The following is a 20,418-nucleotide window of genomic DNA, read 5'->3' as shown; positions in this document are numbered from 1 at the left end:
GGCGGGCCGCCGGGTCAGCCGTTGAAGCCGGCCACGTTCTCCTTCGTTACCACCTTGACCGGCACCTTCACCGTCGACTCGACCGTCTTGCCCTGGACCGCCTTGAGCGCGTTGTCCACGGCGATCCGGCCCAGCTGGCTCGGCTGCTGCGCCACCGAGGCGTACAGCGTGCCGTTCTTCACGGCGGTCAGGCCGTCCGGGGTGCCGTCGAAGCCGACGACCTGCACGGACTTGCCGGCCTTCGAGCCCAGCGCCTTGACCGCGCCGAGCGCCATCTCGTCGTTGGCTGCGATCACGCCCTGCACGTCGGGGTGGGCCTGGAGCAGGTTGGACATCACGTCCAGCCCCTTGGTGCGGTCGAAGTCGGCGGGCTGCTGGGCGACGACCTGGATGCCCGGGTAGGCCTTCAAGCCCTTGGCGAAGCCCGCGGCGCGCTCGCGGGCGGCGGAGGTGCCGGGCTGGCCCTGGAGGATCACGATCTTGCCCCTGCCGCCCAGCTTCTCGCCGATGCTCTTGGCCGCCAGCTCGCCGCCGGCCACGTTGTCGGAGGCGACCAGGGCGTCCGTCTTCGCGTTGTTGACGCCGCGGTCGACGGCGATCACCGGGATGCTCGCCTTGTCGGCGGCCTTCACCGAGTTGCTCGCGGCGTCGGAGTCCACCGGGTTGACGATGATCGCGCCGAAGTTCGAACTGGTGAAGTTCTGGAGCTGGTTGGCCTGCTGGGAGGCGTCGTTCTGGGCGTCGGTGACGGTCAGGTCGACGCCGAGCTTCTTCGCCTCGGCCTGGGCGCCGGACTTGATCTGCACGAAGAAGGGGTTGTTCAGCGTGGACAGCGACAGGCCCATCTTCGGGGTGGCGGAGCCGGAGCCGGTGTGCAGCAGGGAGGTCGCGGCCACCAGGGCCACGGTGACCGCGGCCGCCAGTCCGTACGTCGCCGCCTGCTTGCCCTTGTTTCCGCCGCCGCCCGTGCCCGCGGCCGCCGGGGTCGCCCCGGCCTTGCGGCGCACGGTGTCCAGCAGGACGGCCAGTGCGATGACGACACCGATCACGACCTGCTGCCAGAAGGCGGACACCGACAGCAGGTTGAGGCCGTTGCGCAGCACCGCGAGGATCAGCGCGCCGATCAGCGTCCCCGAGGCCTTGCCGGTGCCGCCCGCGAGTGAGGCGCCACCGATGACGACGGCGGCGATCGCGTCCAGCTCGTAGCCGTTGGCGGCCTGCGGCTGCGCGGAGGACAGCCGGGCGGCGAGCACGATGCCCGCGGCGGCGGCGAACAGACCGGACAGGGCGTAGATCGCGAGCTTCTGCTTCTTGACCTTCAGACCCGACAGGCGGGCCGCCTCCTCGTTGCCGCCGATCGCGTACATCGAGCGGCCGATGTAGGTCCGGCCCAGCACCAACGCCGTGATCAGGCCCATGACGAGCATGACCAGCACGGGCACCGGCAGCCAGCCGCCGAGCGTGTCGCCCAGGTGCGAGACGGAGTCGGGCAGGGCGATCGGGGAGCCCTGGGAGATGACCAGGGACAGACCGCGGCCCACCGACAGCATGGCCAGCGTCGCGATGAACGGCGGCAGCTTGCCGTAGGAGATCAGGATGCCGTTGACCAGGCCGCAGGCGATGCCGGTGGCGACGGCCAGGACGACGGCGAGGGCGACCGGGATCCCGGCCGAGGTGGCGCTCCAGGCCAGCACGGTGGCCGACAGGGCCGCCACCGAACCGACCGACAGGTCGATGCCCGCGGAGACGATGACGAAGGTCACGCCGAAGGCGAGGATGGCCGTCACGGCCGCCTGGACGCCGATGTTGAGCAGGTTGTCCGTCGTCAGGAAGTCACCGGACAGCGCCGACAGGGCGATGACGAGGACGATGAGCGCGGTGAGCGCGCCGTTGTCGAGCAGCAGGCGGCGCAGGCCGCCCGAGGCGCCCCCCGCGCCCGTCGTGCTCTTGAGCGTGTCAGTGGCCACGGGAGGCCTCCGTTCCGGTCGTGGACGTGGTGGGGGTCGTGGGAGTGCTGACGGCGAGGGCCATCACGGCGTCCTGGGTGGCCTGGTCGGCGGGCAGTTCGCCGGCGATCCGGCCCTGGGCCATCACCAGCACCCGGTCGCTCATGCCGAGCACCTCGGGCAGGTCGCTGGAGATCATGAGCACCGCGGCGCCGGCCGCCGTCAGTTCGTTGATCAGCTGGTAGATCTCGACCTTCGCGCCGACGTCGATGCCGCGCGTCGGCTCGTCGAGGATGAGCACCTTGGTGTCCGCCAGCAGCCACTTGCCGATGACGACCTTCTGCTGGTTGCCACCGGACAGGGTGCGCACGTGCTGGCCCAGGCCCGCCATCCGGACGCCCAGCTGCCCGGCGATGCGCTCGGCGGCCCGGTGCTGCCCCTTGAGGTCGACGAGTCCCGCGCGGGTGGCCGAGCGGAGGGTGACGAGCCCGAGGTTCTCCTCGACGGAGGCGTCCAGCACCAGGCCCTGGCCCTTGCGGTCCTCGGGCACGAGACCGATGCCGGCCGCCATGGCCGCGTTGACGTCGTGACGCCTGAGCTTGGCGCCCGCGACCTTCACCGCGCCCTTGTCGTAGGGGTCGGCGCCGAACACCGCGCGGACCACCTCCGTACGGCCGGCGCCCACCAGGCCCGCGATGCCGACGACCTCCCCGGCGCGCACCTGGAAGCTGACGTCGTGGAAGACGCCGTCCCGGGTGAGGCCCTCCACGGTGAGCAGCGCGGGACCGGTCTCGGGCCGTTCGCGCGGGTACTGCTGCTCGATGGAGCGGCCCACCATGAGCCGTACGAGTTCGTTCTCGGGTGTGGCCGCGGGCACCTGGCCGACGCTCCGGCCGTCGCGGATGACGGTGACCCGGTCGCCGAGGGCCGCGATCTCCTCCAGGTGGTGCGTGATGAACACGATCCCGACGCCGTCCGCGCGCAGGGCGCGCACGATCGAGAAGAGCTTGTCGACCTCCTCGGAGGTGAGCACGGCGGTCGGCTCGTCCATGATCAGCACGCGGGCGTCCAGGCTGAGCGCCTTGGCGATCTCCACCATCTGGAGGCGGGCGATGCCGAGGTCCCGCACGCGCGCGCGTGGCGACACGTTCACGCCGACCCGCTCCAGGAGGACGGCGGCGTCGGCCTCCATGCGCTTGCGGTCGATCATCCCGAAGCGGCGCGGCTGGCGGCCCAGGAAGATGTTCTCGGCGACCGTCAGATCGGGGACCAGGTTGAACTCCTGGTAGATGGTGGCGATCCCGAGGCGTTCGGAGTCCTGGGCGCCCTGGATGCGCACCTCCTCGCCGCCGACCAGGATCCGCCCGGCGTCGGGGGTGTAGGCGCCGGAGAGCATCTTGATCAGGGTGCTCTTGCCGGCGCCGTTCTCACCGAGCAGCACATGCACCTCGCCGCGGCGCAGGTCGAAGTCGACGCCGTCCAGCGCCACCACGCCCGGGAAGGTCTTGCGGATGCCCTCGATGCGCAGCAACTCGTCCGGGTTGCTCACGGCTTGCTCCTGTTCGTTGCGGGGGGCTCGCCGCACGAGCGGCGTACGACGAGACGGGCGGGGAGGGTGACGGACCGGGGGGTGCGGCCCTCGATGCGGTCGACCAGGGCCCGTACGGCGGCGCGCCCCAGTGCGCCGGTGGGCTGGGCGACGGCCGTGATCGGCGGATCGGTGTGCACGAACCACGGGATGTCGTCGAACGCGCCGAGCGCGATGTCGTCGGGCACCCGCAGCCCGCGCGTGCGGATCGCGTCCAGCGCGCCGAGCGCCATCAGGTTGTCGGCGGCGAAGACGACCTCGGGCGGATCGGGCAGGTCGAGGAAGCCCTCGGTGACCCGCCGTCCGCTCTCGGCCTGGAAGTCGCCCTGGCCGGTGTAGGAGTCGGGGAGGGGGATGCCGTAGTCGGCCAGCGCCGCGCGGAAGGCGTCCACGCGCTCGCGGCCGGTGGTGGTGGCCGCGGGTCCCGCGATGATGGCCAGCCGCCGGTGCCCGAGCCGGTGCAGATGGCCGACCAGCTCCCGTACGGCCGACTGCCCGTCCGCCCGGACGACCGGCACGTCCACGCCCTTGATCCAACGGTCGACGAACACCATCGGAATCCCCTCGCGCGCGGCGTCCAGCATCAGCGGGGAGCCGCCGTCGGTGGGGGAGACCAGCAGGCCGTCGATCCTGCGGTCGAGCAGGGTGCGGACGTGGTGGTCCTGGAGGTCGGGCCGCTCGTCGGCGTTGCCGATGATGACGCTGTAGCCGAGCGCGCGGGCCTCCTCCTCGACGGAGCGCGCCAGTTCGGTGAAGTACGGGTTCATCACGTCGCTGATGACCAGTCCGAGTGTGCGGGTCTGATCGGTGCGCAGGGACCGGGCGACGGCGTTCGGCCGGTACCCCAGCGCCTGGACGGCGGCCGTCACGCGCCGGCGCGCGTCCTCGCTGACCGAGGGGTGCCCGTTGAGCACCCGCGACACCGTGGCGACGGACAGCCCCGCCTCGGCGGCGACGTCCTTGATGCTCGCCATGCCCGATCCACCTCCTCATGGAATCGATTACACCGAGGATTGGAAACGATTACACGAGCGGACGCAAGGGGTCGGAAGGCTGCCGAGACCCAATCGTGACCGACGGGCGGAGTGGGTCAGTCCGGGGTGTCGCCGGCGGAGGTCAGTCCCGGACGTCGCCGTGGTGCGGCGGAGCGGTGAAGTGGCCGGGATCCTGGGACAGGAAGGCCGGGAGGGGACTGCCGAGCAGGTCCCCGGCCGTCTCACCGTCGTGCCAGCACACCTGCTCCGGGCTGCCGTCGCCGATGTCGAAGAGACAGCACGCGCCGCCCGCGGCCGCCGCGAGGCTGGTGAACACCTCTCTGACGCGGGCCGACCGCGCGAACAGCCTGCTCATCCGCGACGTCGCCGCCCAGAACTCCATGGACGCGTAATCCGGGTGGAGAAAGGACCGGAAGCGGATCGTCAGATAGACGTATCCGATCCGGACCCGTCCGTCCTCGACCTCATGACCGCACTCCCGCGCGTACGCGCGCACCGCGTCGTCCGCCGGGAACATGAGGGACGTGTCGAGTTCGAGCGTGTCTTCCGCGGAACAGTCGACCGGCTCGCTCCCGAAGCGGGACGTGAACGGGAGGACGACCCGGTCACCGCCCGGCAGGGTGACCGTCAGCGGTGGCACCTCGCGCCCCGGTGGCGCCAGTCGTGCCACCTCGGTCAGCGCGCGAGCCACGTTCCCGGGACGCAGGTGGATGTCATAGCTGTAGGACAGTCCCATGTTCCCCCTCCGCCATGCCGTTGCCGGGCCGGACGGCACCTTTTCACGTCCCGTCCCCGGGGCGCCTGCCGATTTCGGCGAGCCCTTGGGCCGGGCGGGAGGGGGCGCCTTCTGTCACACCCCACGGGTACCGTCGGATCATGCCCAACCAGCCATCCGCGGCCCCCGGTGAACGGCGACTCGCCACGCTCGAAGGCGTGCTGGAGCGCATCACGTACGCCAACGAGGAGAACGGCTACACGGTCGCCCGGGTCGACACCGGCCGGGGCGCCGGTGACCTGCTGACCGTCGTGGGCGCGCTGCTGGGCGCGCAGGTCGGCGAGGCCCTGCGGATGGAGGGGCGCTGGGGGTCGCACCCGCAGTACGGCAAGCAGTTCCACGTGGAGAACTACACGACCGTGCTCCCGGCCACCGTGCAGGGCATCCGCCGCTATCTCGGCTCCGGGCTGGTCAAGGGCATCGGTCCGGTCTTCGCCGACCGCATCACGCAGCACTTCGGGCTGGACACGCTGCGGATCATCGAGGAGGAGCCCAAGCGGCTGATCGAGGTCCCCGGACTGGGCCCGAAGCGGACGAAGAAGATCGCCGACGCCTGGGAGGAACAGAAGGCGATCAAGGAGGTCATGCTCTTCCTCCAGACCGTGGAGGTCTCCACCTCCATCGCCGTGCGCATCTACAAGAAGTACGGCGACGCCTCGATCTCCGTGGTGAAGAACCAGCCGTACCGGCTGGCCGCCGACGTGTGGGGCATCGGCTTCCTCACCGCCGACAAGATCGCCCGGACCGTCGGCATTCCGCACGACAGCCCGGAGCGGGTGAAGGCGGGCCTGCAGTACGCGCTGTCGCAGGCCACCGACCAGGGGCACTGCTATCTCCCCGAGGAGAAGCTGATCGCGGACGCGGTCAAGCTGCTCCAGGTGGACACCGGACTGGTCATCGAATGCCTCGCCGAGCTGGCCGCCGAGCCGGCGGAGCCGGGGGAGGACCCCGGTGTCGTACGGGAGAAGGTGCCGGACCCGCAGGGCGGTGACCCGGTCACCGCCGTGTATCTGGTCCCCTTCCACCGCGCGGAAGTGGCCCTCTCCGCCCAGCTGTTGCGGCTGCTGCGCACGGACCAGGACCGGATGCCCGCCTTCCGGGATGTGGCGTGGGACAAGGCGCTCGGCTGGCTGCGCGGCCGCACCGGCACCGACCTCGCCCCGGAGCAGGAGGCCGCCGTCAAACTGGCGCTGACGCGGAAGGTGGCCGTGCTGACCGGTGGGCCCGGCTGCGGCAAGTCGTTCACGGTGCGCTCGATCGTGGAGCTGGCCCGCGCCAAGAAGGCGAAGGTGGTCCTCGCCGCCCCGACCGGCCGCGCCGCCAAGCGGCTCGCCGAGCTGACCGGCGCCGAGGCGTCCACCGTGCACCGCCTGCTGGAGCTCAAGCCCGGCGGCGACGCGGCCTACGACCGGGACCGTCCGCTGGACGCCGACCTGGTGGTGGTCGACGAGGCCTCCATGCTGGACCTGCTGCTCGCGAACAAGCTGGTCAAGGCGGTGCCGCCGGGCGCCCACCTGCTGTTCGTCGGGGACGTCGACCAGTTGCCCAGCGTCGGCGCGGGCGAGGTGCTGAGGGACCTGCTCGCGGACGGGAGTCCCGTCCCCGCCGTCCGGCTCACCCGGGTCTTCCGCCAGGCCCAGCAGTCGGGCGTGGTGACCAACGCGCACCGGATCAACTCCGGGCAGCACCCGGTCACCGACGGCATGAAGGACTTCTTCCTCTTCGTCGAGGACGAGACCGAGGAGGCCGGCCGGCTCGCGGTGGACGTGGCGACGCGACGGATCCCGTCCCGGTTCGGACTCGACCCGCGCCGGGACGTGCAGGTGCTGGCTCCCATGCACCGCGGCCCGGCCGGCGCGGGCACGCTCAACGGCCTGCTCCAGCAGGCCATCACCCCCGGCCGGCCCGAGCTGCCCGAAAAACGGTTCGGCGGACGGGTTTTCCGGGTCGGCGACAAGGTCACCCAGATCCGCAACAATTACGAGAAAGGGAAGAACGGTGTGTTCAACGGCACCGTGGGCGTGGTCACCTCGCTCGACCCGGTCGACCAGCGCCTGACGGTGCTGACGGACGAGGACGAGGAGGTTCCGTACGAATTCGACGAACTGGACGAACTGGCGCACGCGTACGCGGTCACCATCCACCGTTCACAGGGAAGTGAATACCCCGCCGTGGTGATCCCGGTCACCACCGGCGCCTGGATGATGCTTCAGCGGAACCTCCTGTACACGGCGGTGACGCGGGCCAAGAAGCTGGTCGTCCTCGTCGGTTCGCGCAAGGCGATCGGCCAGGCGGTGCGCACGGTCTCGGCGGGCCGGCGCTGTACGGCCCTGGACTTCCGGCTCGCGGTGTCCTGACCGGCCCGGACCGGGCCCTGACCTGCCCCCGAGGGCCCCTGCCGTCCGGGTGTGGCCCCGGGCGTCGGCAAAAATGATCGATCAAACGAGTCGCGAAGGTCACAGACCACTTCCCGTCACCGGATCGAGGGGGCAGGATGAGCAGGTTGACGGCACTGAGTGCCGCCAATAGGCCCAATGGTCGACCCCGAGTGCACTCTCCTGAGCCAAATGGGGGATGGTAGAGACAGTCAGGGCACCTCGAAGATGAGGCACTACGTCGGTGAGGGAAGACGTGAGCGACAACTCTGTAGTACTGCGGTACGACGGCGGCGAGTACACCTACCCGGTGGTCGACAGCACCGTCGGCGACAAGGGCTTCGACATCGGGAAGCTCCGCGCCCAGACCGGTCTGGTGACACTCGACAGCGGCTACGGCAACACCGCGGCCTATAAATCCGCCATCACCTACCTCGACGGCGAGCAGGGCATCCTCCGGTACCGCGGCTACCCGATCGAGCAGCTGGCCGAGCGCTCCACCTTCCTGGAGGTGGCCTACCTGCTGATCAACGGTGAGCTGCCGACCGTCGACGAGCTCAGCTCCTTCAAGAACGACATCACGCGGCACACCCTGCTGCACGAGGACGTCAAGAACTTCTACAAGGGCTTCCCGCGCGACGCCCACCCGATGGCGATGCTGTCGTCGGTCGTCTCCGCGCTGTCCACCTTCTACCAGGACAGCCACAACCCCTTCGACGAGACGCAGCGCAACCTTTCCACCATCCGGCTGCTCGCCAAGCTTCCGACGATCGCGGCCTACGCGTACAAGAAGTCGATCGGCCACCCGTTCGTCTACCCGCGTAACGACCTCGGCTACGTCGAGAACTTCCTGCGCATGACCTTCTCGGTCCCCGCTCAGGAGTTCGAGCTGGACCCGGTCGTGGTCGCCGCCCTGGACAAGCTGCTGATCCTGCATGCCGACCACGAGCAGAACTGCTCGACCTCCACGGTCCGCCTGGTCGGCTCCTCGCAGGCGAACATGTTCGCGTCCATCTCGGCCGGCATCAACGCGCTGTGGGGTCCGCTGCACGGCGGCGCCAACCAGTCCGTCCTGGAGATGCTGGAGGGCATCCGCGACTCCGGCAGCGACGTCGACACCTTCATCCGCAAGGTGAAGAACAAGGAGGACGGCGTCCGTCTGATGGGCTTCGGCCACCGGGTCTACAAGAACTTCGACCCGCGGGCCAAGATCATCAAGGCCGCCGCGCACGACGTGCTCTCGGCCCTGGGCAAGGAGGACGAGCTCCTCGACATCGCCCTGAAGCTGGAGGAGCACGCGCTCTCCGACGACTACTTCGTCGAGCGCAAGCTCTACCCGAACGTCGACTTCTACACCGGCCTGATCTACCGGGCCATGGGCTTCCCGACCGAGATGTTCACGGTCCTGTTCGCCCTGGGCCGCCTGCCGGGCTGGATCGCCCAGTGGCACGAGATGATCAAGGAGCCGGGTTCCCGCATCGGCCGCCCGCGCCAGATCTACACGGGTGTGGTGGAGCGGGACTTCGTCCCGGTCGAGGAGCGCTGACACACCTGCCGTTCTGAGGGGCACCGCACGGGCGGTGCCCTTCCGTGGCCGTGGCCGATTTTTTCCCGCTCGAGCGGCAACCGCCCGGCTCGGCGGACCTCGGTTCGCCCCCCGGAGCGGTGGCCCAGCCACGACAACAGCGCCATGAACAAGCGGAAGGCGCCCCGGTGCGCCGGTCCCCCCACGGGCCGACGGCCAGGGCGCCTTCCCGTGTCCCGGTGCGGATTCCCCCCACGGGATCCGGCCGGGCGTCCATGAGAACCAGCGCCTGAACCGCTGTGAGCTCGGCGAGCCGAACTCGCCGTCCCCCTTGCACTGCCGTACGGCCGCGTACACGGCCGCACGGGCGTGCGATCTGCCGGGACAGCGCACGCCCGGGAGGGCCGCTCAAAGCTTCCCGGTGTACGTGCCCCGGCAACGCATCTCTGAGGAAGTCCCCCAAGACATCCCCAGATGTCAGTCGGCGCCCCCCAAGACGCCTTCCTGACATCGCCAAACTTAGACCTTCGAACCCCTTCGATGGTTACGTTCACATCACTGTGATCTGTGTCTCTTGCATATGTCCTTATAGATACGCAAGAGGCCTGGTATGGCGATCGAGACCCAAGCGTAAGGATGATGCGCGAGCCTTGTGAAGAGCTTATGTGAGGAGCGCGCCTGACTCTAGAGGGACTCTTACTTCGGTCCCGAGTACTTCTCCCGCGGTCCCGAGCGCCGCCGGCTCAACGGAACGTCCGCAGCCGCAGACTGTTCGTCACCACGAACACCGAGGAGAACGCCATCGCCGCCCCCGCGATCATCGGGTTGAGCAGCCCGGCGGCGGCCAGCGGCAGCGCGGCCACGTTGTAGCCGAAGGCCCACACCAGGTTCCCCTTGATCGTGGCGAGCGTGCGCCGGGAGAGCCGGATGGCGTCCGCGGCCACTCGCAGGTCCCCGCGCACCAGCGTCAGGTCGCCCGCCTCGATGGCGGCGTCCGTGCCGGTGCCCATCGCCAGGCCCAGGTCGGCGGTGGCCAGCGCGGCGGCGTCGTTGACGCCGTCCCCGACCATGGCCACGGTCCGCCCCTCGGCCCGCAGCCGCTCGACGGCTGCCACCTTGTCCTCGGGCAGCACCTCGGCCACCACGTCGCCGGGGTCGATCCCGACCGTCCGCGCCACCGACTCGGCGACCGCGCGGTTGTCGCCGGTCAGCAGCACCGGCCGCAGCCCCAGCGCGCGCAGCTGCCGTACGGCGTCGGCGCTGGTCTCCTTGACCGTGTCCGCCACGGCCACGACACCGCGTGCCACGCCGTCCCAGCCGACCACGACGGCCGTGCGGCCCTGCGCCTCGGCCTCCTCGCGGGCCCGGGCCACCTCGTCGGGCAGCTCCCCGAGTTCCTCGATCAGGCGCCCCACCACGACGTCATGTCCGTCCACCTGCCCGCGCACGCCCCGCCCCGGAACGTTCTCGAACCGCTCGACGGGGGGCAGGGGGCCGACGCGCTCCTCGGCGCCGGCCGCGATCGCCCGGGCGACCGGGTGTTCGGAGGCGTGCTCCAGGGCGCCCGCGAGCCGCAGCAGCTCTTTCTCGTCGGTGTCCTGCCCGGCGCGGACCTCCTGGAGCGTCATCCGGCCGGTGGTGACCGTTCCGGTCTTGTCCAGCACGATCGTGTCGACGCGGCGGGCGGACTCCAGCACCTCGGGACCCTTGATCAGGATGCCGAGCTGGGCGCCCCGGCCGGTGCCGACCATCAGCGCGGTCGGCGTGGCCAGGCCCAGGGCGCAGGGGCAGGCGATGATCAGCACCGCGACGGCGGCGGTGAACGAGGCCGTGACGTCACCGGTGGCGAACAGCCAGGTCAGCAGGGTGCCCGCGGCGATGAGGAGGACGATCGGCACGAACACCGCCGAGATCCGGTCGGCCAGCCGCTGCACCTGCGCCTTGCCGTTCTGCGCGTCCTCCACCAGCTTCGCCATCCGCGCGAGCTGGGTGTCGGCGCCGATCCGGGTGGCCTCGACGACCAGCCGGCCGCCGGCGTTGACGGTGGCACCGGTGACGGCGCCGCCGGGCGCCACGTCCACCGGCACGGACTCGCCGGTCAGCATCGAGGCGTCGACCGCCGAGGCGCCTTCCACGACCGTGCCGTCGGTGGCGATCTTCTCGCCGGGCCGGACCACGAACCGGTCGCCGACGGCCAGCTCGGACACCGGGACCCGGACCTCCCGGCCGCCCCGGAGCACCGCCACGTCCTTCGCGCCCAGCTCCAGCAGGGCGCGCAGCGCGGCACCCGCCCGGCGCTTGGAACGTGCCTCCAGATAGCGGCCGAGGAGGATGAACGCGACGACGCCCGAGGCGACCTCCAGATAGATCGTGGAGGCGGCGTCCATCCGGGAGACGGTGAGGCGGAACTCGTCGTGCATGCCGGGCGTGCCCGCGTCACCGAGGAACAGCGCCCACAGCGACCAGCCGAAGGCGGCCAGCGTGCCGACCGAGACCAGTGTGTCCATGGTGGCGGCGCCGTGCCGGGCGTTGGTGAGGGCCGCCCGGTGGAAGGGCAGTCCGCCCCAGACCACGACCGGCGCGGCGAGCGTCAGCGCCAGCCACTGCCAGTTGTCGAACTGCAGCGGCGGGACCATCGACAGCAGGATCACCGGCACGGCGAGCAGCGCGGAGACGACCAGCCGCTGTCGCAGAGCGGTCGTCCCGGGATCCGGGGCGGCGGCCCGCTCGGGATCCTGCGCCGCGGGTTCCGGGTCCGGTGGCGGTGGCTCCTCGGCGGTGTACCCGGTCTTCACGACGGTGGTGATCAGATCGGACACCTGTACCCCCTGGGGGTAGGTGACCCGGGCTTTCTGGGTGGCGAAGTTCACCGTCGCGGTGACGCCGTCCATCCGGTTGAGCTTCTTCTCCACGCGGACCGCGCAGGAGGCGCAGGTCATCCCGCCGATGAGCAGCTCCACCTGGGAGACGGGGGTGTCCGGCGAGCCGGCCTGTCCGCCGGTCCTCGTGGACGCCGCCGGTTCCGCCGTGGGGTGTCCGGCGGTGGTGCCGCCACCGGTGGCCGTGCTGTCGGTGGTGGTGCTGGTGACGCTGGTCATGTCCGTACTCCAGAGTCGGACCGGGCCGCACAGAGCCAGTATCAGCTGGTCGATGCGGCCCGGTGTCGAGAGATACGTGGTGTGCCGCGCGCGCCGGTCAGGCGCGGCCGACGAGCTCGAAGCCCGCCTCGTCCACGGCGGCCCGCACCGTGGCCTCGTCCAGCGGGGCGGCGGAGGTGACGGTGACGTCGCCGGTCGAGGCGACGGCCTTGACGGCACTGACGCCGGGGAGCCCGGAGATCTCGGCGGAGACGGAGCCCTCGCAGTGGCCGCAGCTCATCCCGCTCACCTTGTAGACGGTGGTGACGGTGTCCGGAGTCTCGGTCTGGACGGTCATGTGCTCTCCTCGTCGGATGCGCCCGCGCATGACGTACGTCGGGCAGGTGGGGTCTGCGGGGCCCAGGAGGACCCTCTTTTCTTCAGACTATACCCCTAGGGGGTATGAACCCAAAGGATCGGCGCGACTCACCGGGTAGCGTTTCGCCCCGGACGTCGATCTCCGTCGCTGCCGGCGGCGGGATCTCGGGGTGATGATCTTGCGGTGATCCCGCGAAGGGGAGGCGACGGATGCGGGCTGTGGTGTTCGAGCGGTACGGGGAGCCCGCCCGGGTCCGGGAGGTGCCCGATCCGCGGCCCGCGGACCACGGGGTCGTGGTCCGGCTCGGGGCGACCGGCCTGTGCCGCAGCGACTGGCACGGCTGGCAGGGGCACGACCCCGACATCACGCTGCCGCACGTGCCGGGGCACGAACTCGCCGGTGTCGTCGAGGCGGTCGGTGACCGGGTGCGCCGCTGGCGGCCCGGCGACCGTGTGACCGTGCCCTTCGTCTGCGCCTGCGGCAGCTGCCCCGCCTGCGCGGCGGGCGACCAGCAGGTCTGCGAGCGCCAGAGCCAGCCCGGATTCACCCACTGGGGCTCCTTCGCCCAGTACGTGGCGCTCGACCACGCGGACGTGAATCTCGTCGCCGTGCCCGACGGGCTCTCCTTCGCCACGGCCGCCTCACTCGGCTGCCGCTACGCCACGGCCTACCGCGCGGTGGTGCAGCAGGGCCGCCTCGCCGCCGGAGAGTGGGTCGCCGTGCACGGCTGCGGGGGCGTGGGCCTGTCCGCGGTGATGATCGCGGCGGCCTGCGGGGCGCGGGTCGTGGCGGTGGACATATCGGGGCGGGCCCTGGAGCTGGCCCGCGAGTTCGGTGCGACGGCGTGTGTGGACGCCTCCGACGGACGGGACACCGCGGAGCGGATCCGTGAGGTCACCGGCGGCGGCGCCCACCTCTCCCTCGACGCGCTCGGCTCGCCCGCCACCTGCGCCGCCTCGGTGAACGGCCTGCGCCGCCGCGGCCGGCACGTCCAGGTCGGTCTGCTGCCCTCCGCGACCGGGACCACCCCGGTCCCGATGGCCCGGGCGATCGCGCTGGAGCTCGAACTCCTCGGCAGTCACGGCATGGCCGCGCACTCCTATCCGGAGATGCTGCGTCTGGTCGAGGCGGGCGTCCTGCGCCCTGATCTGCTGGTGACGTCGACCATCCCCCTGACGGCCGTCCCGGACGCGCTCGCGGCGATGGGAACGGCACCGGCAGCGGGGGTCACGGTCATCGAACCGTGGCGCTGAGCCGGCTCACGGCCATGAGGTCACGCTGCTGAGGCATCTGGGAACCAGGACCGAGGGGCGCAGGGGCGCAGGGCCCGGCGGGCGCCGGAAGCGTGTCTCAGCCGGCTCCCCGGCCCCGGTTGCGGGGCCGGGAGGCCACCCAGGCGCGGACGGTGTCCGGGTACCAGTAGGGCCTGCCGCCCTCCACATGGTCCGGCGGCGGCAGCAGACCGTGCTTGCGGTAGGACCGCACGGTGTCCGGCTGCACCCGGATGTGAGCCGCGATGTCCTTGTACGACCAGAGTTTTCGGTCGGTCATGACTGCACCTCCCTGTACACGCCACGGCGGCGGCCGGAGGGCCGTCGGGGGAGCCGGGCGCCGCGTCGGCGATCACAAGCCTGTGCTCGGTGAACGACGCGGAGCGCCCATGGCGAGGGCCTGTCGACCGGGCGTGACCAAGGCCCCGTACATCTGAGACAGGTGTGACGGAAGCGTTGCTTTCGTGACAGGGCTGACGCGGGGGAGCACCTTGACGATCCCGGACCCCCCTCCACTCGTCCGAATGTCCGGACAAACTATTGACAGCCTTCCGGGTACGGCACTACAACCGGGGGAGTCGAGCGAAGGGACGCGGAAGCCGATGGCGTACGACGTGATCACCATGGGACGGATCGGCGTGGACCTCTACCCGCTCCAGACGGGTGTGCCGCTCGCCCGGGTGTCCTCCTTCGGCAAGTTCCTCGGCGGTTCGGCGACCAATGTGGCGGTCGCCGCCGCCCGCCTCGGCCGCCGTACGGCGGTGATCACCCGTACCGGCGACGACCCGTTCGGCGCCTATCTGCACGAGGCGCTGCGCGGCTTCGGCGTCGACGACCGCTGGGTCACGCCGGTGCCCGGACTGCCCACGCCGGTCACCTTCTGCGAGGTGTTCCCGCCGGACGACTTCCCGCTCTACTTCTACCGGCAGCCCAAGGCGCCCGACCTGGAGATCGACGCCCACGAACTCGACCTCGACGCCGTCTTCGACGCGAGCGTCTTCTGGGTCACCGGCACCGGCCTCAGCCAGGAGCCCAGCCGCACGGCGACCCTGGCCGCGCTCGCTCACCGGGCCAGGGCCGGCACCACCGTCTTCGACCTGGACTGGCGCCCCATGTTCTGGGCCGACCCGCGGGTCGCCCGCCCCTTCTACGCCGAGGCCCTGCGGCACACCACCGTCGCGGTCGGCAACCTCGACGAGGTGGAGGTCGCCACCGGCCTCCGCGAGCCGCACGCCGCCGCCCGCGCCCTGCTGGCGGCCGGCGTGGAACTCGCCGTGGTGAAACAGGGGCCCAAGGGCGTCCTCGCCGTCAGTGCCACGGGCGAGTCGGCCGAGGTGCCGCCGCTCCCGGTCGACGTGCTCAACGGGCTCGGCGCCGGCGACGCCTTCGGCGGCGCGCTGTGCCACGGACTGCTCGCCGGGTGGGACCTGGAACGGATCATGCGGTACGCCAACGCCGCCGGCGCGATCGTCGCCTCCCGGCTGGAGTGCTCCTCCGCGATGCCCACCCCGGCCGAGGTGGAGGCCGCCCTGGAGGCCGGGGCGGTGCGGGGAGGAGGCGAGGCCGGGTGACCGGCCGCGTCCTTCGCGCCGTACGCCGTGGTCCCAGCGACGGGCGCGCACACACATTCGCGGGCCGTTCCCGCGAGTGGCGCGCGTTCCGGGCGGGCGGCGGTTGTACGGTGCGGGGTGCACCCGGATACATCACGGCACAGCGGTCCAGCAGTCCCAAGAGCCGGGCGGGCAGAGCACGTTGGGTGGACGCACCCGGGCCCCGCGCCGTCCGGCCACCGATCGCCTCCGGTGCGGGAGGCCGCTTCGCCCTGGCAGGAGCGAAGTGCGAGCGCCGACTCCCCGCCCGCTACGGCCCCGCGCCGGAGGTCACCCGCCCCCTCCCGCACGACCCGCCGCCCCCGTCCCGCCCGGTGGGCACCGCACACTCCGCGCGGTGTTCATGCGGCTCCATGTGTCTACGCGGCGACCACAACCGCAGACACTCTGTCGGGCGCGCCCGGGGGGCGGCCCCTGGTGGGATGGATACGGGGCGAGACCGCGACCCCAGGGCCCGCGGCCACGGCCCACGAGCTGTACGAACGGCACGTCTCGACCCGACGCCGCCATCTGCGAAGGAGTAACCCGGCATGACGAAGATCGTCAACCACTGGATCGGCGGGAAGACCGCCGAAGGCGCCTCGGGGACGTACGGGCCGGTCACGGACCCGGCGACCGGAGCGGTCACCACGAAGGTCGCGTTCGCCTCCGTGGAGGAGGTGGACACGGCGGTCGCCGCCGCCAAGGACGCGTTCCCCGCGTGGAGCCAGACCTCGCTGGCCCAGCGGACCGCGATCCTGTTCCGGTTCCGCGCCCTGCTGGACGCCCACCGCGACGAGATCGCCGAGCTGATCACCGCCGAGCACGGCAAGGTGCACTCCGACGCGCTCGGCGAGGTCGCGCGCGGCCTGGAGATCGTCGACCTGGCGTGCGGCATCACCGTGCAGCTCAAGGGAGAGCTGTCCACCCAGGTCGCCACGCGGGTGGACGTGGCCTCCATCCGGCAGCCGCTGGGCGTGGTCGCCGGCATCACGCCGTTCAACTTCCCGGCGATGGTCCCGATGTGGATGTTCCCCATCGCCATCGCCTGCGGCAACACCTTCGTGCTCAAGCCCAGCGAGAAGGACCCGTCGGCGTCCGTCAGGCTCGCCGAGCTGCTGGCCGAGGCGGGCCTGCCGGACGGCGTGTTCAACGTCGTCCACGGCGACAAGGTGGCCGTCGACCGCCTCCTGGAGCACCCGGACGTCAAGGCGGTCTCCTTCGTCGGCTCCACCCCGATCGCCCGCTACATCCACACCACCGCCGCCGCCCACGGCAAGCGCGTCCAGGCCCTCGGCGGCGCCAAGAACCACATGCTGGTCCTGCCGGACGCCGACCTGGACGCGGCGGCCGACGCCGCCGTCTCCGCCGCCTACGGCTCGGCGGGCGAGCGGTGCATGGCCATCTCGGCCGTCGTCGCGGTCGGCGCGATCGGCGACGAACTGGTGGAGAAGATCCGCGAGCGCGCCGAGAAGATCAAGATCGGTCCGGGCGACGACCCGTCCTCCGAGATGGGTCCGCTCATCACCAAGGCGCACCGCGACAAGGTGGCCTCCTACGTGAAGGGCGCCGCGGACGAGGGCTGCGAGGTGGTGCTGGACGGCACGGGCTACACCGTGGAGGGCTACGAGGACGGTCACTGGATCGGTCTGTCGCTGCTGGACAGGGTTCCGACCAGCGCGAAGGCGTACCAGGACGAGATCTTCGGCCCGGTGCTGTGCGTGCTGCGCGCCGACACCTACGAGGACGGCGTCGCCCTGATCAACGCCTCGCCGTTCGGCAACGGCACCGCGATCTTCACCCGCGACGGCGGCGCCGCCCGCCGCTTCCAGCTGGAGATCGAGGCCGGCATGGTCGGCGTCAACGTGCCGATCCCGGTTCCGGTGGGCTACCACTCCTTCGGCGGCTGGAAGGACTCGCTCTTCGGCGACCACCACATCTACGGCAACGACGGCACGCACTTCTACACCCGCGGCAAGGTCGTCACCACCCGCTGGCCCGACCCGGCCGACGCCCCGGCAGGCGTGGACCTGGGCTTCCCGCGCAACCACTGAACCGGCCCCGACGACGGTGCCCCGCGCCTCCACCGGGAGGGCGGGGCACCGTCGTGCCGTCAGCCCTGCTGCTTCTGCTGCGCCTTCACCGCCTCGGTGAGGTCGCCGGTCTGCACGGCGGGCGGGGCCTTGACGGCCGCCGCGGCACCGAACTTCTCGAAGTCCATGGTGACCGTGGCCTTGCCGAACCGCTCCGTCATGCGCACCGGCAGGTCCTTGTCGTTGACCCACACCTCCATCTCGATGGAGTCGCCGCCGCCCGTGAGGGAACCGAAGAGGTTGTCCTGGTTGCCGTAGGCCTCCTTGAACTTGCCCATGTGCGCCTGGTCGATGACGGCCTTGTAGTGGTGCGTCCGCTGCCCGTCGACGGTCTCCTTGCCGAGGTCGTCGACGTCGCTCGCGTACTTCAGGCCCTTCATCGAGGCCGCGGGGCTGCCCGCGCCGCTGCCGCCGTCGAACGCCTGGGCGCCCTTCTCGCCGAACAGCGCCGATGCGTCGATCTTCATCCACTCCTTGCCCTTGAGCGGGCCGGAGGGCTGCGGGTCGATGTCGTAGTAGTAGGCGCCGTCCACGAAGATCGTGCGGGTCTTCGGAGCGGCGTGCAGCTGCCCCAGCTGGGCGGCCTTGGTGTCCATCTCGACGTCGAAGGCGAAACCGTGGCCCCAGGAGTAGGTGCCCTCCATGGTGACCGGACCGGTGCCGCTGCCCAGGTCCGTGCTCATGCGCACATCCGCCGAGCCGAGGTCCTGCGTCCGGTCCGTCGCCCGGGTCAGCGCGGCCTTGATCAGGCCCTGTGCGTCGTCGGCGGCCTCGGCGGCCCTCTTCGTCGTCTCCGCGCCGCACGCGGAGGCGGCGAGCAGCGTCACCGCCGTGAATCCCACCCACACCGTGCTGTGCTTCAGCTTCATGATTCCCCACCCATTGCCGTGATCCGTTTGCGGCTGCCGACTCTAGCGGGGCGCTCCGACAGTCCCGGGAGCCTCCCTTGTCGTCCGGATATCGGACGCGGTGACATTTTTTTGACGCGTTCGCTTCGGTTCTCGTGCAGCCTGGGCGAAACGGGTAGTGAAGGTCTTGTGGCTTCACCGCCTGCGAAAGCAAGGTCACGGCCTGAAATATTTTGATGATCTCGCCGACGAGGCGTCGCTGCCTGGGAAAGTGATGTCGAATCTGTCGTTCCGCAAGTGCGGAATCCGAAGGTGACCGGCCATTGACGCAGCGGTTTTCGCCGAGGTTCCATGCAGCGCCGGGAGCGGACGACACAGACACGAGGACGATCCGCCGGAGGCGATAGCGCTCCCGTCCCCACCCTCAGCCGCTCACGTCGATCGGAACCGCCGCATGACCGACACGCTCCACCCTGTCGAGACCGACCTCGCCGAGGCGTCCGACAGCCCTCAGACGCTCAAGCGTTCCATCGGCGTCGTCGGCGGCACCCTGCTCACCCTCTCCTGCGTCACCCCCGCCTCCACCCTCTTCGTGGTCGTCCCGGACCTGTTCGGCTCGCTCGGCACCGCCACCGCCCTGACCATCGCCATCGGCTCCCTCCTCTGTATCGCCGTGGCCTTCTGCTACTCCGAGCTGGGCACCCTCATCCCCAGCGCGGGCGGTGAGTACGCCATGGTGTCCACGATGGCCGGGCGGCTGGCGGGCTGGCTGGTCTTCGTGCTCTCCCTGCTGGTCGTCATGATCGTCCCGCCGGTGATCGCGATGGGCACGGCCGACTACCTGGCGCCGATCGTGCACCTCGACCCGGCGATGACGGGCGCCGGCGTGATGCTGCTGGCCACCCTCGCCGGCCTGCTGGACCTGCGCGCCAACGCCTGGATCACCGGCATCTTCCTGGTCCTGGAGGTCATCGCCGCCGGCGTGGTCGCCCTGCTGGGCTTCACGCACGGCCACCGGGGCGCCGGCAGCCTCCTGTCCATGCAGGTGGCCGGCTCGGGCGGGCACACCGACACCGTGACGGCCATGCTGGTCGTCTCCGGCCTCGCCATCGCCCTCTTCGTCACCCAGGGCTTCTCCACCGCCGTGTACCTCTCCGAGGAACTGGAGCACCCGCGGCGCAACGTGGCCCGCACGGTGCTCGCCACCCTCGCGATCTCCACGGTGATCATCCTGGTGCCGGTCGTCGCCATCACCATGGGCGCCTCCGACCTCGAGGAGCTGACCAGTGGTGACCTCAGCGCGATGGTGATCGCCTGGTCCGACTCCGCCGTCGGCACCTTCGTCAGCCTCTGCGTGGCCCTGGCGATCATCAACGCCGGCATCGTCATGGTCATCCAGAACTCCCGCGTGCTGTTCGCCTCCGCCCGCGACAAGGCCTGGCCCGAGCCCGTCAACGACGTCTTCTCCAAGCTGGGCCGCTTCGGCTCCCCGTGGGTCGCCACCCTCGCGGTGGGCGTCCCCGGCGCCCTGCTGTGCTTCGTCAACCTCGACACGCTCTACGGCGTCACCGGCGTCTCCGTGACCGGCATGTACCTCCTCGTCGCGGTCGCCGCCCTGCTCGCGCGCCGCGGCGCCCACAAGCACACGCCCGCCTGGCGCATGCCGCTGTGGCCGGCCATGCCCGTCCTGCTGATCGCGGTGCTCGCGTACGTCCTCAGCCGGCAGGAGACGAGCTACCTGCTGTGGACCGGCGGCATCGTGGCGGTGGCCACCCTCTACTGGGCGCTGTACCTGCGCCCGCGCCGCGACACCCGCTGGCTGGTCTCCATCCCGGAGGACGTCCGGGCCTGACCCGGCGGCCCGCCCGGCTCGGGCGGAGTACCGCTCCCGCGGTACGCGGGGGTCCAGTCCGGGGCGTCGTAGTGCACGCACAGCACCAGCGCCAGACTGCCCAGC

Annotated in this window: 14 protein-coding genes; 6 read left to right on the top strand and 8 right to left on the bottom strand. The window is 71.0% G+C overall.

Going from position 1 to position 20,418, the window contains the following annotated elements; all coding sequences use genetic code 11:
- Positions 1-14: 14 nt before the first annotated feature.
- The 4 genes from ACWDUZ_RS31940 to ACWDUZ_RS31925 all read right to left on the bottom strand — a co-directional run bounded on the left by ACWDUZ_RS31940 (position 15) and on the right by ACWDUZ_RS31925 (position 5,265).
- A complete protein-coding gene (locus ACWDUZ_RS31940; RefSeq protein ID WP_451635288.1) occupies positions 15-1,967 on the bottom strand; it encodes an ABC transporter permease/substrate-binding protein in 1,953 nt (650 codons plus the stop codon).
- A complete protein-coding gene (locus ACWDUZ_RS31935) occupies positions 1,957-3,495 on the bottom strand; it encodes a sugar ABC transporter ATP-binding protein (protein ID WP_451635287.1) in 1,539 nt (512 codons plus the stop codon). The genes ACWDUZ_RS31940 and ACWDUZ_RS31935 overlap by 11 nt, the downstream gene beginning before the upstream one ends.
- Positions 3,492-4,508, bottom strand: a complete 1,017-nt coding sequence (locus ACWDUZ_RS31930; protein WP_451635286.1) for a LacI family DNA-binding transcriptional regulator — start codon at positions 4,506-4,508, stop codon at positions 3,492-3,494. Before ACWDUZ_RS31930 ends, ACWDUZ_RS31935 begins: the two co-directional genes overlap by 4 nt.
- 142 nt (positions 4,509-4,650) lie before the next feature.
- Positions 4,651-5,265 (bottom strand): hypothetical protein, encoded by a 615-nt coding sequence (locus ACWDUZ_RS31925; RefSeq protein WP_451635285.1) that lies wholly within the window; start codon positions 5,263-5,265, stop codon positions 4,651-4,653.
- A 140-nt stretch (positions 5,266-5,405) separates the two neighbouring features.
- On the opposite strand from ACWDUZ_RS31925, the gene recD2 reads away from it, so the two are divergent.
- Together recD2 and ACWDUZ_RS31915 are read left to right on the top strand one after the other, a co-directional pair.
- Positions 5,406-7,661 carry an SF1B family DNA helicase RecD2 gene (gene recD2, locus ACWDUZ_RS31920; protein ID WP_451635284.1) on the top strand — a complete coding sequence of 752 codons (2,256 nt, stop codon included), beginning with the start codon at positions 5,406-5,408 and terminating at the stop codon, positions 7,659-7,661.
- A gap of 274 nt (positions 7,662-7,935) precedes the next feature.
- A complete protein-coding gene (locus ACWDUZ_RS31915) occupies positions 7,936-9,225 on the top strand; it encodes a citrate synthase (protein WP_358868560.1) in 1,290 nt (429 codons plus the stop codon).
- A gap of 722 nt (positions 9,226-9,947) precedes the next feature.
- Here the strand turns inward: ACWDUZ_RS31915 and ACWDUZ_RS31910 are convergent.
- Positions 9,948-12,302: a heavy metal translocating P-type ATPase gene (locus ACWDUZ_RS31910; protein ID WP_451635283.1), complete on the bottom strand. Its 2,355-nt coding sequence runs from the start codon at positions 12,300-12,302 to the stop codon at positions 9,948-9,950.
- Positions 12,303-12,399: 97 nt separating this feature from the next.
- The gene (locus tag ACWDUZ_RS31905) at positions 12,400-12,639 is read right to left on the bottom strand and encodes a heavy-metal-associated domain-containing protein (RefSeq protein WP_451635282.1); all 240 of its coding nucleotides are present in this window, start codon (positions 12,637-12,639) and stop codon (positions 12,400-12,402) included.
- 230 nt (positions 12,640-12,869) lie between these two features.
- On the opposite strand from ACWDUZ_RS31905, the gene ACWDUZ_RS31900 reads away from it, so the two are divergent.
- The gene (locus ACWDUZ_RS31900; RefSeq protein WP_451635281.1) at positions 12,870-13,913 is read left to right on the top strand and encodes a zinc-dependent alcohol dehydrogenase family protein; all 1,044 of its coding nucleotides are present in this window, start codon (positions 12,870-12,872) and stop codon (positions 13,911-13,913) included.
- Between the two features lie 97 nt (positions 13,914-14,010).
- On the opposite strand, the gene ACWDUZ_RS31895 is transcribed toward ACWDUZ_RS31900, so the two are convergent.
- Positions 14,011-14,211 (bottom strand): helix-turn-helix transcriptional regulator, encoded by a 201-nt coding sequence (locus ACWDUZ_RS31895; protein ID WP_451635280.1) that lies wholly within the window; start codon positions 14,209-14,211, stop codon positions 14,011-14,013.
- Between the two features lie 322 nt (positions 14,212-14,533).
- Here ACWDUZ_RS31895 and iolC point away from each other — a divergent pair, with 322 nt between their 5' ends.
- The gene (iolC, locus tag ACWDUZ_RS31890) at positions 14,534-15,502 is read left to right on the top strand and encodes a 5-dehydro-2-deoxygluconokinase (protein WP_451635279.1); all 969 of its coding nucleotides are present in this window, start codon (positions 14,534-14,536) and stop codon (positions 15,500-15,502) included.
- 569 nt (positions 15,503-16,071) lie between these two features.
- Positions 16,072-17,574, top strand: coding sequence for a CoA-acylating methylmalonate-semialdehyde dehydrogenase (gene mmsA, locus ACWDUZ_RS31885; RefSeq protein ID WP_451635278.1), 1,503 nt, complete (start codon positions 16,072-16,074; stop codon positions 17,572-17,574).
- A 59-nt stretch (positions 17,575-17,633) separates the two neighbouring features.
- Here the strand turns inward: mmsA and ACWDUZ_RS31880 are convergent, their stop codons facing one another.
- Entirely contained in the window at positions 17,634-18,482 is an 849-nt protein-coding gene (locus ACWDUZ_RS31880; RefSeq protein WP_451635277.1) for a hypothetical protein, read from the bottom strand.
- Positions 18,483-18,915: 433 nt separating this feature from the next.
- On the opposite strand from ACWDUZ_RS31880, the gene ACWDUZ_RS31875 reads away from it, so the two are divergent.
- On the top strand, positions 18,916-20,313 hold the full coding sequence (locus ACWDUZ_RS31875) for an APC family permease (RefSeq protein ID WP_451635276.1): 1,398 nt from the start codon (positions 18,916-18,918) through the stop codon (positions 20,311-20,313).
- Positions 20,314-20,418: the final 105 nt, after the last annotated feature.

This window comes from Streptomyces sp. NPDC003393, assembly GCF_053589015.1.
This window is presented reverse-complemented; position numbering and strand designations above follow the sequence as displayed.